Annotated in this window: 15 protein-coding genes and 1 tRNA gene; 13 read left to right on the top strand and 3 right to left on the bottom strand. The window is 58.2% G+C overall.

Annotated features, from left to right (window positions below; translation table 11 throughout):
• Positions 1-153: 153 nt before the first annotated feature.
• Positions 154-573 (bottom strand): helix-turn-helix domain-containing protein, encoded by a 420-nt coding sequence (locus ACLI1O_RS00760; protein WP_349819922.1) that lies wholly within the window; start codon positions 571-573, stop codon positions 154-156.
• Between the two features lie 168 nt (positions 574-741).
• On the opposite strand from ACLI1O_RS00760, the gene istA reads away from it, so the two are divergent.
• The 4 genes from istA (at position 742) to ACLI1O_RS00780 (ending at position 6,806) form a co-directional block, all read left to right on the top strand.
• Entirely contained in the window at positions 742-2,316 is a 1,575-nt protein-coding gene (gene istA / locus ACLI1O_RS00765; protein ID WP_239275835.1) for an IS21 family transposase, read from the top strand.
• Positions 2,317-3,084 carry an ATP-binding protein gene (locus tag ACLI1O_RS00770; RefSeq protein WP_239270034.1) on the top strand — a complete coding sequence of 256 codons (768 nt, stop codon included), beginning with the start codon at positions 2,317-2,319 and terminating at the stop codon, positions 3,082-3,084.
• 1,675 nt (positions 3,085-4,759) lie between these two features.
• Positions 4,760-5,689, top strand: coding sequence for a DUF418 domain-containing protein (locus ACLI1O_RS00775; RefSeq protein ID WP_411706895.1), 930 nt, complete (start codon positions 4,760-4,762; stop codon positions 5,687-5,689).
• A 1-nt stretch (position 5,690) separates the two neighbouring features.
• The gene (locus ACLI1O_RS00780; RefSeq protein ID WP_239270032.1) at positions 5,691-6,806 is read left to right on the top strand and encodes a trypsin-like serine protease; all 1,116 of its coding nucleotides are present in this window, start codon (positions 5,691-5,693) and stop codon (positions 6,804-6,806) included.
• Here ACLI1O_RS00780 and ACLI1O_RS00785 read toward each other — a convergent pair.
• Positions 6,803-7,831, bottom strand: coding sequence for a prephenate dehydrogenase (locus ACLI1O_RS00785; RefSeq protein WP_239270031.1), 1,029 nt, complete (start codon positions 7,829-7,831; stop codon positions 6,803-6,805). The genes ACLI1O_RS00780 and ACLI1O_RS00785 overlap by 4 nt on opposite strands.
• 39 nt (positions 7,832-7,870) lie before the next feature.
• Between ACLI1O_RS00785 and ACLI1O_RS00790 the strand changes: the two genes are divergently transcribed.
• From ACLI1O_RS00790 to ACLI1O_RS00805, 4 genes are all read left to right on the top strand, one after another.
• Entirely contained in the window at positions 7,871-8,350 is a 480-nt protein-coding gene (locus tag ACLI1O_RS00790; protein ID WP_239270030.1) for a tRNA adenosine deaminase-associated protein, read from the top strand.
• A gap of 4 nt (positions 8,351-8,354) precedes the next feature.
• Positions 8,355-8,819, top strand: a complete 465-nt coding sequence (locus ACLI1O_RS00795) for a nucleoside deaminase (protein ID WP_370657800.1) — start codon at positions 8,355-8,357, stop codon at positions 8,817-8,819.
• Between the two features lie 41 nt (positions 8,820-8,860).
• Positions 8,861-9,061, top strand: coding sequence for a CsbD family protein (locus ACLI1O_RS00800; RefSeq protein WP_239270028.1), 201 nt, complete (start codon positions 8,861-8,863; stop codon positions 9,059-9,061).
• 93 nt (positions 9,062-9,154) lie between these two features.
• Positions 9,155-9,242 (top strand) — tRNA-Ser (locus tag ACLI1O_RS00805).
• A gap of 72 nt (positions 9,243-9,314) precedes the next feature.
• Here ACLI1O_RS00805 and ACLI1O_RS00810 read toward each other — a convergent pair.
• Complete coding sequence (locus tag ACLI1O_RS00810) at positions 9,315-9,776, bottom strand: hypothetical protein (RefSeq protein WP_239270027.1); 462 nt, start codon at positions 9,774-9,776, stop codon at positions 9,315-9,317.
• A gap of 120 nt (positions 9,777-9,896) precedes the next feature.
• Between ACLI1O_RS00810 and ACLI1O_RS00815 the strand changes: the two genes are divergently transcribed.
• The 5 genes from ACLI1O_RS00815 to ACLI1O_RS00835 are packed head-to-tail and all read left to right on the top strand — an operon-like array spanning position 9,897 to position 15,709.
• The gene (locus ACLI1O_RS00815) at positions 9,897-11,777 is read left to right on the top strand and encodes an HtaA domain-containing protein (RefSeq protein ID WP_239270026.1); all 1,881 of its coding nucleotides are present in this window, start codon (positions 9,897-9,899) and stop codon (positions 11,775-11,777) included.
• 10 nt (positions 11,778-11,787) lie between these two features.
• Complete coding sequence (locus ACLI1O_RS00820) at positions 11,788-12,834, top strand: hemin ABC transporter substrate-binding protein (protein WP_239270025.1); 1,047 nt, start codon at positions 11,788-11,790, stop codon at positions 12,832-12,834.
• A complete protein-coding gene (locus tag ACLI1O_RS00825; RefSeq protein WP_239270024.1) occupies positions 12,815-13,864 on the top strand; it encodes a FecCD family ABC transporter permease in 1,050 nt (349 codons plus the stop codon). Before ACLI1O_RS00820 ends, ACLI1O_RS00825 begins: the two co-directional genes overlap by 20 nt.
• Positions 13,864-14,658 (top strand): heme ABC transporter ATP-binding protein, encoded by a 795-nt coding sequence (locus ACLI1O_RS00830; RefSeq protein ID WP_239270023.1) that lies wholly within the window; start codon positions 13,864-13,866, stop codon positions 14,656-14,658. The genes ACLI1O_RS00825 and ACLI1O_RS00830 overlap by 1 nt, the downstream gene beginning before the upstream one ends.
• Positions 14,651-15,709: an HtaA domain-containing protein gene (locus tag ACLI1O_RS00835; RefSeq protein WP_239270022.1), complete on the top strand. Its 1,059-nt coding sequence runs from the start codon at positions 14,651-14,653 to the stop codon at positions 15,707-15,709. Before ACLI1O_RS00830 ends, ACLI1O_RS00835 begins: the two co-directional genes overlap by 8 nt.
• Positions 15,710-15,738 lie beyond the last annotated feature (29 nt).

Raw genomic sequence — 15,738 nt, forward strand, 5'->3', positions numbered from 1 at the left:
CTTCGTGACGTCAAGGTCTTTTCTTTTGCGACCGGACGTATCCAATGAGTGTCTACCCATCGGTCACCTCCCTGACGTCGTAGGCCGTTCCCTACAAATAGCAACCGGCATAGCAATACCTATAGCAACCGGTATTGCGGGGTGCGTCAGGCCTTACTGGTTGAGGTACTTATACAGTGTGGTGCGCCCAATGTCGAGGCGGCGGGCAACCTCTGCTTTCGGAATCCCCTCCCTCACCCACGTGCGCGCCAGCGCTACTTGTTCCTCGTCGAGGACTTTCGCACACCCCTTATAGACACCGCGGGCTTTCGCCTTGGCAATACCTTCGGCCTGACGCTCACGAATAATCGAACGCTCAAACTCCGCCACACTGCCGGATATGCACCCGGCTTCTATAGCAACAGCATACGCAGCGGTGGGATGCATTCCACACGTTTTGGCGGCTTGGTGTACCGAAAGTCCGCCTTGAACTAGTTCTACAAGCTGTAAAGCCTGGCTACCGCGGCGATCAACTCGTTTGGCTTTATATATGACTGGCACTCCGTGAGCATGGCAAAAATTCAAAGCATGCACGTAATGACAGCCAAGTGTTGGCGGACATGAAAAGTTGACCAGTGGCGGACACGGGATTTAGGGGTTTGGGGAGTTTTTATCCGGGGGTAGAAAACAAAGGGGGTCTTCATCCAGTGTTCGATAGAAGTGTCTAGCCGGACATATCTATCGAAAGGATGAAGACCCTTTATGCAGTCTTCCAGAAGAAGCCAGAAAATTCTGGCTCGCTACGCCATTTTAAAAAATGCGCGTGCTGTCGCCGACGAGCTCAACGTCTCGCACAACACGGTTCTACGCGTGGTGCGCGCTCACGCTGACGCACCGCCAGCGCGTGGGCCACGTCCGTCGATTACGGATGCGCACCGTGGATTCATCAAGGAACTGATCACCAACTCGGGCGGAAAGATCCGCGCCGACGTGGTCCACGAGGCTTTGCTGGACCGTGGTTTTGAAGGAAGCCAGCGCACCACGCGTCGCATCGTCGCGACACTCAAACAGGAATACCGCCTCTCGTCATCGCGGCGCGCACACCAGCCTTGGGTAACCGCACCAGGCAAATGGCTCCAGTACGACTTCGGCGACGGCCCAGTAGTCGATGGCAAGAAGACCGTGCTGTTTGTTGCCTGGGTTGCCTACTCGCGATTCCGCGTCGTCTTTGCCCTGCGTAACCGAAAGATGACTACCGTACTCGCTGCCTTAGACCGGTGCTTTCGGGCTATCGGCGGAGTACCCGACTTTGTGCTCACGGATAATGAGAAAACCGTAGTTGTAGGCCGTCACGCAAGCCTGCCGGAGTTCAATCCGACAATGGAATCGTTCATGTCGCACTACCGCGTTAGTATCCAATTCTGTGCACCGGCAGACCCTGCCACGAAAGGCGGAGTCGAATACGCCGTACGCCTAGCCAAAGACGACATCCTTCCCCGCGATACGAATCTCGTGGACGCCTACGAGACCTTCGGCCAGCTCGAAGCAGCATGCCAGGCATTTATGGACAAGATCAACGCCCGACCACACCGTACAACCGGGCTTGTTCCTGCAGAAGTACTGCGTGAAGTCGAAGCTAAACACCTCGGCCCACTGCCTGTGGACACGCATCCTAGTGTCTTCGGTGAACTGCGGAAAGTGCCGGCGAATACGCCCATGATCACCTACCAGCACGCGGTGTACTCAGTGCCTGAAGAACTCATGGGCCGGCAAGTCTACATCACAGAACAATCCAGCCCAGACGTCAATGAGGTCGTAATCTACTTCCACGACATCGACGGGGTGGAAGAAGTCGCACGCCATGTCAAAGGAGTCCGCGGCGACAGCCGGATTGACCCGAACCATTTCTCCTTCCAGCGGCCTGAGCCTGGCCACTACAAGGTCAATCCTCGCTCGAAACTAGAAAAAGACTTCCTTGCCATCGGACCCGGTGCCGAAGCGTGGCTGCGCTTCGGGGTTGCCCACCACGCACCGCAAATCAAACACACCATGAGTTTGTTCGTCACGCTGGCCGCTACGCGCGGGAAGTGGTTCGCTGATGACATCGCTCGCGCCGCGATCGACGCGGGCCTTATCACCAGCACCGATATCGAAGCCATGGCAGATAACTACCCAGTCAACGCCCTAGCTGCCAAAATCGGCACGGCCTTTAATATCGAGGGCCCAGAACCTGAAACCATCGAACATGCCTCGAACTCCTGGGACGGGTTCTACACACCCACACCACCTGAGACCTCACACCACGAGGCCGACGAGCACGAGGAGGCATGGTTCTAAATGAGCGCACCCAACTACCAGCTTCCCGCAGGGCTTGCCGCACAACTAACCAGGCTTCGAGTACCCGGGCTTAAAAGTGCCGCCATTGACTACCTTCAATCATGTGACAATGACGCTCACCGCCGGCGCCTGGAAGAATTTCTAGGCACCATTGTCGAAGCAGAAGCACTCAGCAGGGCCAAGTCAGCGCTAGTCACCAGGCGTAAAAATGCTGGACTTCCTACCGGGGTAAGTTTCGCCGCGTGGGACCCAGCCAGGTCTACCATCCCAGTAGAACGCCAAGAACACCTCAAAGCCCTAGACTGGGTGGACCGCCACGACAACCTCGTTTTGTGCGGGCCACAAGGCACTGGCAAATCCATGCTCACCGAAGCACTTGCAGTCGAGCTGATTAAACGCGGCAAGAAGGTCAAGTGGCTCACAATGAAGAACCTCGGCCAGCTCATTAACCGGCACGCTGCGGACTTGGACCCGCATAAAGGCTTTTCGAAACTCGCCAAACTGGACTTAGTCATCCTTGACGACGTGGGATACTTCGACGTTACCGTCGCTGAAGCCAACGGATTCCTCGCGCTTATTGAAGCGACCTACCAGCACACCTCGCTGGCGATTACCTCGAACTCGCATCCGTCACGGTTCGCCGACCTCATGCCGCAGGTACGCCCCACACAGATCAACGCCGCCATCGACCGGCTAATGCACCACGCCATCGTCATCCAAACCGAAGGAGAATCCCAGCGCTACATCGACGCCACAACAAAGCGCTAACCCATAGGGCATAGTTCGCATACACACCCCGTCCGGCTAAGACAACCCTTCGAACACGCCCCACCCCCGTCGTGTCCGCCACTGGTCAGTTTCTCATGGCCATAGGCGGACTTTTTCATGTCCGCCTCCGGTCAGTTTTTCATGTCCGCTAACACCAAGCTCACCAGCAGCCGAGCGAACGCTACGTCCACTGCCAACCATGGCCACCAAGCTACGACGATCCGACTCAGACAACGAATGAAACGGGCCAACAACTCCAGGCACAACAACACCCTCCTAAGGGAAAGTGTTGCAACGACCCTCTGAACTCAAGAGGCGGGTTAAACGGCAAAAGGCCCGAGTCTCGCAGTGTCCATCATCTGGGGTCGGGCCCGAACTGCTAACACCAGTAATGGGTGCCAGGATCGGGATGATGACAATCGTTACCAAGAGTGTCAATTTATGTTACTTTAAGTAAGTCGTCGCGTACGGAAAGGAAAGTTATAAACAAAACATTAAAAACTGCCGCTTCTCTTTTGTCTTCTCGGCTGCTACTTCCTGCCTCGTCCGGAATGGCTCAAGCGGAAACAGTATAGGGGGACAAGAAGGGCTCAAAACCGTCTTTGGTGGAAACTGCCAAAACAGGGACGAAAACGGGATCCATGTGACGCGCAAAGGTAAAACTCACAACGATTGCTCCTTCGGTCATGCGCACGATGGAGGATTTCAAATTTTGAAGTTAAGGGCAATGCCGAATGTGCACGTCTATTTGTAATGGGAGAATATAAAGGAGAACAGTGTCACGCAATTCATCCTTAGGGGTTCTGTTAAAGATTGCGATTTGTGTATCACTGTTGCTCTGTCTCGGTTATGTTATCGGCGGGTTGAATGCGATATATGTTGCTAAGACCTTGGCCGAGACGGATTCTACCTCATCGTCAGACATCTTCCGCAGGCTAGAAAACGGCTTATTTTATTTTAAGGTTGCCGGAGTTTTTGCGGTTATTTTTCTTGCGGGAACTTACGCAGTCTGGCGCAGGGCCCATAACTTCCGTAAGCGAGAGTAATCCGGTTAGTTGTTTTTGGCTCGGTTGTTTATTGGGGGCCTGATTTTTGAGGTCTTAATTTTCCAAACCTCAAGCTCCTCTCCCTGTAGGTTGCGTCCGAAAGCGTGGTGTCTCCACTTTCTGGGGTCAGGCCCTACCACGGGTTACAGATACACCACACTAGTGGACGCAACCTCGGCTGATTTAGGGAGGAGAAACGAAGAGTGACCCAACTTCGTGACCATTTGCCAGGCAGTTTGAGCGCTTTTCATAGGTGCCAGGAAGCGTTCTGGCAGGAAAGAAATTATCAGGGTTTAGGTATGGAGAGGGCAATAGGCTATCTATAGCAAAATGGCAGGTAGGTGCGGGTTTCTGGGGTGAATTAAATGCGCGCAGTTGGCAATGATGCGCGCTGCGGTGGGCTCTCCGGAGTGTGTTGCCGCCGCGAAATTGGGTGCGATCGTGTGCGGTTGCGGGAAAGTGGGATTGCAGGATTGACCAGGCCAATAACGGCATTTATAAGGTACAGGGCATGTAAAGTGTTGATACAGCAACCTACCAGACTCGCGTTGTAGAAAAAGAGAGTCGTTAAAAACATGGGCCGTAGTGAAGACCGCTGCGTCCCATCACATCGTGAAGGAGAGTGCTAGGTGAGTACATCATCGCGCATCGTTGGGCTGGATTTGGCTCGTTCACTTGCCATTATTGGCATGATTATTTTGCACATGGCCTCGTTGGTATGGAGCACCAAGGTCATATTGTCGGGCCTTCCGGCCGCCCTATTTGCCATTGTCGCCGGCGTGACGATGATGCTCATCGGCAAGAACTATTCCGTACAGACGCTGCTGCGCCTGATTGCCCGTGGCGCCATCATTAAGCTTATCGGACTGGCGCTGCTGCCGGTTGGCGGGCAGATTCAGGTCGTGCTCGTTGCCATGGGTATCACCATGATGGTGGTCTCCTGGGTGCCACCGCTGAACGTGTGGTGGAAGCTGGCCCTCTTCTTCGTCGCCGCCATCGCCTCAACCGTGCACTACGCGCCGTTTACCCTGCCGCAGGTCTATCCGCTGCTGGCATGGATCGCGTATTTCATCGCCGGCATGCTGCTCTTTGAGGTCTACATCCGCCCAGGTAGCTTCCGGACGGTGCTGCAGTGGATTGTTACCGCGGTCAGCGCGGTGATTGCCGCGGTTGGCACCTACTTCCGCTTCGAGCCGGATATTCCCAGCTGGCTGCGCTTTACCGGCCACACCGGTGTCGCGGGCGAAATCCTGCTCTCCGTTGCAGTGGCAGCCGTGGTGCTGCACCTGTGTCTGCTCATCGGCAGCGCAGTACCCAAGCTCGTCTACCCCTTGGCCGCAATGGGCACGATGTCCCTGACCGTCTATGTCTTGCACGTGCTTTCCGCTTATTACTGGCAAAGCCACATCTCACTGCACAACACCGCGTGGGCGTGGGCATTTATTGGCCTATTCCTCGTGCTTGCCACCATCTGGCGGAAATTCCTGGGCCAAGGCCCGCTTGAAAAGGCCGTCTCCATCGCCGTTAAACTCGCCGTTCCTGCTGGAAAGAAGGACTAACATGTCGCGTAAATTTGCTACCGCCTTGACCACCGCTGGCATCATCGGGATGCTGGCGGCCCCCGCCAGCGCCCTTGAGCACGGCGAACCCGCCCCCGATAACGCCGAGTCCCAGACCGTCGCTGCGCTCAAGATGGGCCGCATAGGCAACTTCGGCGACTGCACCGGCACGCTGGTGGATAAGCAGTGGGTGCTTACCGCCCGCCACTGCCTGCAGTCTGTCAATAACGAAGGCACCCAGGCCCGCCTGGGAGGCAAGGTCTATGACGCGGATTCGTGGGCGCTATCCCCGCTTTCCGATGCCGGACTCCTCCACCTCACCGAGCCCGTCACCGATATCAAACCAGCCAAGATCTCCACCGATATTCCAGAGACCGGCGACCTTGGCACCCTGTATGGCTGGAGCAGCAGCTCCTCCATGGCGCGCAAGGGCCAGCTGCCGATGGCAGAGATGAAGGTCTCCGAAATCCTGGGCGGCGGGCCAAGCGATGACTCCGCACAGAAGCCAGGCGCCGACAAGGAAGCCCCAGAAGGCTACGAGTCCGTGCCCGCTGAGGAAGCCATGCCGGGCGTCAAGATGCCAGGATCTGGTTCGGGATCGGATAAGCCCAAGGTGGTCTCGCCAGGTGCCACCAAGCCGGGCGCCGAGCAGCCGCAGATTGTCAAGCCTGACGGCAACGGTGGGGAAGTAATGCAGCCTAGCCAAGGCGGCATGGCCCCGATGATCAGCAGCCCAATCCTCGATGTCCACTCCACCGGTAATGCCGGCATGCAGGGTGGCGATTCTGGCGGACCGTTCTTCGTGGGCGGAAAGCTTGCGGGCCTTGCTACCGCGGGTACCTCCAATGCGGACCCGGATCTGCCCTCCCCAAGCGCGGCAATCACCACGCTCGCAGGCGCCAAGGACTGGGTAGACGGCGTAATCAGCGGCAAGGATAAGGACGCCATCTTGACCGCGGAGACCACGCCTACTCCGCAGGCAACGCCACAGACCAGCGGCGACCGCCCGTGGATCTACTTCACGGTAGCGGCCATTGGCCTTATCGGTGCCGCGGCGGCCGCGCGCACCTTCGCTAGCGGTGCTGGCAACGGTGTCGCCCGCACGTCGCGCCGCTAAAAAATCTCGATGCGCCCGCCCAAGGATTCGGTCTGGCGCAGCTGCGCCACCCACTTCGGGCCGCCGGGGTGCAGGCGCAGCACCGGGCGGGAGGAAATCTTGACCGGGGAGACCGATTCCTTGCGCGCGCCCGACCTAGCTTCGATGCGGGTGCGGGCGCGGTAGCCGGCATCGGCAAGCTCAGCGATGGAAGGCTTGGGGGCGGCGAGCTTCTCCCGGGCATCGTGAAGCAGCTCCAGCGCCTCATCCAAGGCCTCCACCAAGGCCGGGGCATTGGTCTCGCACATCTGCCGCACGAGATCCGGGCGGGTGCTTGCCACCCGGGTCGCATCCTTGAAGGAACCGGCGGCCAAGGACTGCGCCAAAATGCCGCCATTATCGCCCACCGTGGCCAGGGTCTCCGCAAAGATATGCGGCAGGTGGGAAATGCGGGCGACCGCCGCATCGTGGTTGGCCACGCGGATGGGCACGGCCTCTGCATGCACCATCTGGGTCATGCGCACGACGTCCGTAAAAGTCTCAATCCATTTCTTAGGAACCTTTTCCCCGCGCGCCTCATACTCGGCGGCGTAATCGTAGGTAATGCCCCACGCGGCGCGGCGGAAAAGCCCCGCCTGGGAGTGATCCCACCCCGATTTCGAGGTACCCGCCATGGGGTGCCCGCCCACGTAGCGATCCTCCATGCCGCGGTCACAGACCTGCTGACGCACGGGGGTCTTCACAGAGACCACGTCCGTAATGCCGCAGCTAGGGGCGTGTTCCTGAATGGCATCCAAGACGCTGCCCACCGCGGTCATGGGAACGGCGATCACAATGAGCGCCTCTTCAACCTCGGCGCGGTTAAGCACCGCCGGCAAATCATCATTGACGTCAAAACCCTGTTTGACTGCGGTGCGGGCGGCGGACGTCGAGTGGTTGTATCCAAATACGTCGTGGTTATAGCCCGCGAGATCGCGTAGCAAGGAACCACCGATGAGGCCGAGGCCGATAATGCAGATGGGGCGTTGAACATCTTGAGAACTCACGGTGACAATTGTGGCACAACACGACTAATCTCACGAGGTATGAGCAACGAAAATTACTCTTTCGCGGTTACCGTCGCCCGCAACGAGGGACAATGGGTCGTGCGCAGCTTCGATGATGACTTTGAGGACCCGCAAACCTCCATCACCGCGGTGCGCGCCCTGCGCGCTGAAGGCGCAGCTTTCGCCCTTCTCTGCGTCGAGGACGCCTACTTCATTGCCGTGCGGCCCGTGCCCGGCGGGGTGAAATTGCTAATTTCGGATGCCACCTACGGCGTTGACGATGACTTTGCCGCGGACTTCATGGAGCTCAATGACTATGAGATTCCAGACGTGGACCCGGAAGAGGCCGAGCCCTACGGCGAGGGCGACTTCGATATCTTCGCTGACCTGGGCCTATCCGAGGATCAGGTGGGCTACATCATCGATGATGAGGACGATTGGCCCTCCGATATGCTCCTGCGCATTGCCGGCGACCTGGGCTTTGGGGATGAGCTAGAAGACGTCATTGATAACGCCTAGGCCCCTGCAGCGCGCGCAGGAACGCATGCAGCGCGCCCTCGCGGTGGCGCGCCAGACCCCCGCCGGCGACGTGCCGGTTGGGGCGGTGCTTTATGATGCCACCGGCCGCGAGCTCGCTACCGGCGTCAACCGTCGCGAGCAATTGCGCGATCCCACCGCCCACGCCGAGGTCGAGGCCATCCGCCAGGCGGTGCGCGTCCACGGCGATGGCTGGCGCCTGACCGGCTGCGAGCTCGTGGTCACCTTGGAGCCCTGCGCCATGTGCGCCGGCGCCCTGCAAGCCGCGCGGATAAGTTCGCTGGTATTTGGCGCGTTTGAGCCAAAGACGGGTGCGTGCGGCTCGCTTATCGATGTCCTGCGTGCCCCCACCGCCCCCTTTACCCCACAGGTCCGCGGCGGCGTGCTTGAAGAGGACTGTGTGGCGTTGCTAGAAAAATTCTTCACCACACTGCGCGAAAAGTGGGTATAGTAGCTGTCACACTGTAAGCGACTCATTTAAGGAGAGAGAAAATGGGCGATTTGGAAAACAAGAAGGACGACCTCGCAGGCAAGGCAAAGGAAGCTGTTGGTGAGGCAACCGGTAACGAAGACGTAGCCAACGAGGGCAAGGCCGACCAGGTCGCTTCCGAGGCTAAGGACAAGCTGTCCGACGCTGCTGACAGCATCAAGGACAAGGCCAACGACATCATCGGTGGCCTGAAGAAGGACTAATTTTAGAGTCCCTTCATAGCGAAATCGCTGCGCTGGCTTAGTGCCGGCGCAGCGATTTTGTTGCATCGGGGGTCCTCCCGTAGTCTGGAAAGCGGTGGCGTGTCCGAGCGGCCGAAGGTGATCGCCTCGAAAGCGATTGTTGGGTAACCCCCAACCGCGGGTTCAAATCCCGCCGCCACCGCGCAAGGCCCCGAACTGTTAATGCAGGTCGGGGCCTATTTTTGTTTTCTCTGGCAAGGAGTGTTGGGGTGACTTAAGCGTCCTGCTTTGTGCGTTCAGCCCGGGCGCGGCGGCGCTGCACGGTGGGGAGGAACCACGTCGCAACGGCGGCGATGACGGCTATGGTGCCCGCGCTCCACGCGAGGTATTTCACGGGGGTGAACCACCACGCCAGGGCCGCGATTACTGCGATGACTGCCCATACTGCGGGGACGAGGAGACTGGGCCGTTCGGCCCACGGTTCCCGGGGGAACCGGCTGCGCGCCTCCGCACGGATGCGGCGCGGGGTCTTTTGAGATAGGGCGAAGGAACAGGCGACCACAAAGGTCAGGCCAATGCCGGCGATGAGCAGGCTGCCGCTTACGCCGCCGAACATGAATACGCCGACGGAAAGCGCTAAGGATAAGCGTTCACCGATCGTGAGTGGGAAGTTCTGTGTGGGATCGACATCTGGATAGATGCTGTTGAAGATGTCTTTGCGGGGATCGTTGTGCATTTTTGTTTCTTATAGGGGGTGGTTTATTGACAATCAAAAGAAGTTAGGTCAGGATACACTTACTTCACTAAGGCAAGCTTAGCCTATATCATTTTTAGGCACGAAAACAAGGTTCTCAATATGATTGGAAAACTGTGGAAGTCGGCGTTCGGCATCATCGTCGCGGCTTTCCTCGTCGCAGCATTCGCCCCACTTTTGTCTTCTGCCCCGGTTGCCCACGCAGATGAATCCTGCACATGGAAATGGGGCATCAAGCAGTCATTCCGCAGCTACGTCAAAGGCAATATCGCCCACGGTGGTTGGGGGGCCAACGGCATTGGCTTCACGGGCGATGAACGGGGCGAAGGCGCGTTTGTCTTTACTGCAGGAAAGCCCGATGCATCCGGTGGAAACATCACGATTCCGTTCAATGGAACGCTGAATTTTACTGGCCACGATGGGATCTTGGATATGACTATGTCTGACTTCAAGGTCAAGGCCTCTGGTAAGCAGGCGCAGATTTCCGTGGACTACGTCTCCTATGAGATGAACCGCCAAGACCTCAGCCGCGGTAAAAAGATCCAAGGCAATGATGAGGTAATCGCCACCATTAATCTGGCCAACCCCGTCAACGATGGTGCCGGGAAGGTTGATTTGTCTGGATCTACCACTCTGACTTCCGGCGGGGCCAAGCTTTTCACCGGCTTCTACCAGCCAGGTGAAGCCTTAGATCCGTCCTCCGGCAGCATTGCTCTCGACGGATCATGCTCTGGATCCGGATCTGGCTCCGGTTCCGGTTCGGGTGAGAAGCGTCCATTGACGTCCATTACAGGTTCCTTCACGGGCTTTAACAAGGAAGCCATGGACATCCTGTCTGAAACCAATGACACGATGAACGGGATTACTACGTTCATGGGCAATACCCAGGCGTTTCTGGATGAGTTGGAGTCTTTCAACAACCGGGGTGGATCAAACTCGAATTCGGATGGTTCTGCTTCGGGTACGTCGAACTCCGCTGGAGGAAACTCGGCTTCTACTAACTCTGCAGCGGGAAATTCATCACCGAGCAACTCTGGTTCGGGCGGAGGCGGCGGCGCCTCAGGAGCTGGCAAAGCAGCGGGAACTGGTCCTGCGCACTCCGAATCTGCGAACTCCGGCGCCCCGGGCTCAGGTAATTCGGGCGCGGGAGCACCTGGCGGGGGCGATGCCGTCTGTGAGGCTACTGGGGTTACGCAAGCCACCGCTCAGTGGGGCTTAAAGAAATCCTTCCAATCCTATATCACCGGATCCATTGCCCAAGGCCGGTGGGATCTCTCTGGTGTTGGCTATGACAATGGCCGTTTCCAATTCACTGGTAACTCTGGTGCCGTAAAAGATGGCGCGGGCTCCGTGCAGTATGGCGGGAGCATGCAGTTCACCGGGCACCACGGCAAGTTGGACCTCAACATCTCCAACCTGGAAATCACCTTCAACGGCAATTCCGGCGAGCTTATCGCTGACGTGCGATCTTCCAATATGGAAGGAAAGAAGAAAGACTTTGGGCACGCTGTTATTGGCACCTTGAGCTTTACTTCTCTCGACGTCGGCACGGACGCCGTGTCCGGTGAAGCTGAGGTATCGCTTTCTGAAACCGGCTCCCAAGCCCTCGCTGAGTTCTATGAACCGGGCACCCAGCTGGATCCATTGAGCTTCCACGCCACCTTGGGCGGAAGCGCTGATTGCGGCGCCGTATCCGGTGGCGGCGGAGCAAGCTCCGGTTCTGGATCTGGTGGCGCCGGCGCGGGCGGAAACGGAAAGGGCGGCTCTGCTTCCAAGGGCGGAGCTCATGCCGCAGCCGGGGACCCAGCGCATGCTGGTGATTCCTCGCAGGGATACGAGGACGGCTCGAACAAGTTCAAGGTCAAGTCCGCGACTTCTCCCAGCGGAAACATGGATAACCCGACTACCTATCTCCTGCTATTCATCGTCGGATTGATCATTGCCGGCGGTTCCACCAGCCGCCTTGTCATGAACAACTCTTAGAAGGATCGCCGTGAAACTCGTTCTTCGTTTCCTCGTACCACTCCTGTGCATCTTCAGCCTTACCGCGTGCGGTGTGCAGGGAAGCTATACCGATCAGCTACCGGATCCTGCAGATGTCTCCGATCCCAGGTCCTTTGAAGGTGTCAGTGACGTCAAAGATTTTGACGATATCGAGCCGGTTACTGAAAAAGCAGAGCCGGCGCTTCCGGTGGAACTTACCGATGCCGATGGTAATGACGTCACCGTCACCGATACTTCCCGCATCCTCGCGTTGGATATCTATGGCACCTATACCAAGACCCTGAGCGGCTTGGGGCTTGCGGATAATATCGTCGGCCGCACGATTTCTTCTACCGAGCCCAACTTGGCGGATCTCCCAGTAGTGACCGAAGGCGGCCACAACATCAACGTGGAGGCGGTGCTGGAGCTCCAGCCGACGCTCGTCATTGTGGATCATTCCATTGGCCCGCGCGATGCCATCGATCAAATCCGCGCGGCGGGCGTCACCACCGTGGTGATGGAACCTGAGCGCACCATTGATTCCGTGGGCGAGGACATCACCGCGCTTGGCGATGCCCTCGGCTTGCCCGACGAAGCACGCGAGCTGGCGGATCGTTCCACCAAAGAAATCGACGAGGCAAAGGAAGCCATCAAGGAACTCGTTCCCGATGATCCGATGCGGATGGCGTTCCTCTATGCGCGCGGAAACGGCGGCGTCTTCTTCATCATGGGTGACGGCACCGGTGCACAAGACCTGATTGAAGGCATCGGCGGCGTGGATCTGGCGGCAGAAAACAACCTTTCTCATGCAGAACCCGCTAACGCGGAGGCATTGGCGCGCATCAACCCGGAGGTGATCATCATGATGACCAATGGCCTGGAATCCACCGGCGGAATTGATGGCTTGCTGGAGAGGCCTGGTGTTGCTCAGACCACCGCCGGCCAGAAGAAGCGCATCGTGACCATTCCGGACGGTCAATCGCTGGCATTCGGTCCCATGACCGGTCAGACGCTGGTGAAGCTAGCAAAGGCTGTGTATGACCCAGACAATGAGTAAGGAGACGGATACCTTCGCGCGCCGCCGCACTCAGCGCGCCTGGGTATTCGTACTGCTGGGGATCCTCACCGTTCTCGCGGCGCTCATTTCCGTCGTGCTGGGGCAATACTACGTACCCCTGTCTGATCTCTTCCCCATTTTGGCAGCCGGGCACGCGCAGGATTCCTTGACCGCAAGCGTGGTGTGGGACATCCGCCTGCCACGCTTGGTCTTAGGGCTCGTGGTGGGCGCGGCCTTGGGGGTGGCCGGCACGCTGATGCAGGCGGTATTTGCCAACCCCCTTGCAGAACCTTCCATCATCGGCGTTACCTCTGGTGCGGGCGTTGGTGCGGCCGTGGTCATTGTCTTCAATATCGAGTTCTTCGGTACCTTTACTGTTCCCGCGGCAGCCTTCCTGACCGCGTTACTGGTTACTTTCATTATTTATCAGCTGGCGCGGTACAACGGGCGCGTGGCCGTAGTGCACCTGATTCTCACCGGCATCGCCATCAATGCGGTATGCAACGCCATCATCTCCTTCATGGTGTACCTGGCGCCGACCGCCAACCGCGAAGCGATCGTCTTCTGGCAGATGGGCTCCCTCAACGGCTCGCAGTGGAAACACGTGTGGGCGGTACTTCCCATCGTGGTGGTAGGCCTCGCAGTGGCCCTGCGCTTAGGCAAGCAGCTAGACGTCCTCGCGCTCGGCGAGCGCGCCGCCGCGCATACCGGCGTGAACGTGCCGCGTCTGCGCATCGTGGCGATCGTGGCATCGGCAGTGCTGACTGCAGCGGCCGTCTCCTTCGCCGGCCTCATTGGCTTTGTGGGGCTCATCGTTCCCCACCTGCTGCGCAGCATCGTCGGGCCAGAAAACCGCATCCTACTGCCCGCCTCCGCCCTGGGCGGCGCTGTGCTTATTGGTTTCGCCGACGTGGCAGCGCGCACGATGATTCCTTTTGCGGATCTTCCCATCGGAATTTTTACCGCTCTGGTGGGCGGTCCAACGTTTTTCATCTTGCTGCGCCGCATGATGCGCAAAGGAGTGCACTGATGATAAACGTCAAAGACTTAACCGTCCGGGTGGGGGAACATACCCTTGTGGATCAAGTGTCCTTTGCTGCCCAAGCGGGCGAAGTTACCGGGCTTATCGGTCCGAACGGTGCCGGTAAATCCACGGTACTTGCCGCCGTGGCCGGAGACATTGATTATTCCGGTGAGATCACCGTGGGTGGGCTTTCGCCCAAGGCACCAGCGCGAGAGCTCGCCCGCACGCGTGCGGTGATGCTCCAGGATGTCTCGGTGTCGTTTGAATTCCTCGTCCGCGATGTCGTTGCGATGGGGCGCCGCCCGTGGGAAGGAACTGCCTATGCAGACCTTGACGATGACTTTATTCACGCCGCCCTCGATGCCGCCGGCGTTGCGCACCTAGCTGGCCGAGACATCAGCACGTTGTCTGGCGGTGAGCGCGCCCGCGCGGCCTTCGCACGCGTGCTTGCCCAAAATACCCCGGTTATCTTGCTCGATGAGCCAACGGCCGCGCTCGATATTCGGCACCAAGAACAACTGCTGGGTTCAGTCAAAGCCCTCGCCCGCGAGGCCGGTGTTGCCGTCCTCGTGGTGCTCCATGACCTCAACGCTGCAGCTGCATATTGCGATCGCGTCGTATGCCTGTCGTGCGGGGGATTAGCAGCCCAAGGGCGCGTAGATGAGGTCTTTACCAGTCCCACATTGTCTCAAGTGTATGGCTGGCCAATATCCGTCGATGGACTGCGGGTACATCCACAGCGTGCCACGCCCACCATCAACCCACTCTTTTCACATAAATTGGAGGATTTCCATGTTTAAAAAAGCACTGGTCACCGCTCTCGCGGCGACCGCCCTTACCGTGCCACACGCTTCTGCGGAAGAAACCTGCACCATCGAATCCGGTTCCTTGAATTGGGGCATTAAGCACTCGTGGCGTTCCTACCTCAAATCCGGTTTCGCTGCTGGTGATTGGTCCACTAGTGGTCCAGTGACGCAAACCGGTGATCCTAAGGGGAAGGATTTCTCTTTCGGCTTCGACGTCGATCCTGCAACCTCTACGGTAACGGTAGATGAGGACGGCAATGTGGTGTCGTCCAACATCGAGAGCAAAGACTCTTCGATCACGTTCACCGGTCACCACGGCGCTCTACATTCCACGGTAGTGGCACCTTTCATCAAGACCTCCGGAAATGAAGCCCAGCTCGGTTCCGGCTACGAGGTCTATCACGTAGAGGGTAAGAATATGTTTCAATACACCGAGGACGACCGCATCGACGCCAATAAGCGCACCGGGGACGGGATCTTTGGCCACGGCACGGCGCAATGGACCAAGGAGGGCGATACACTCACCCTTTCCGCCAGCGATGTGCGGTACAAGGAGCAGCAGGGAACAAAAGATGGAAAAATCGAGGGCGTAGACCAACTTTTCATGGGCATGTATAGCTCAGAGAGCAAGCCTGAGCTTGATGATGCCCACTTAACCCTCAGGGTTTCCCCGGGCTGTGGCCAGAAGAAGGAAGAAACTCCGCAGAACGAACCTGCTCCGCAGCCGCCGGTAGCTGCGCCGGAAAAGGAAGAGAAGCCACAGAGTCAGCCACCGAAGGGCAATCCAGCTCCGCAGTCACCAGCGACCTCGCAGATCCCGGCACCGCCGAAGAAGCCGGAGACCCCAAAGAGCCCCGAGACTTCGGAGTCTAAGAAGCCGGGAACCCAGCAACCAGAGGAGGACGCTCCCTCAGGTTCTAGCTTTGCCAAGGTGTGGAACTACATCTTGGGCGTGGTAACCATTGGCAGCATGTTTGCCATCCTTGGGCAGGCGTTTATAAAGTCGGGCGCCCTTGATAGCGTGCGTGCCCTTCTCCACCGATAAAAGCACCGCTGATCCAGGAATAGGGGGTC

It is taken from the genome of Corynebacterium sp. LaCa78, from assembly GCF_046717505.1.
Classification (GTDB): domain Bacteria; phylum Actinomycetota; class Actinomycetes; order Mycobacteriales; family Mycobacteriaceae; genus Corynebacterium.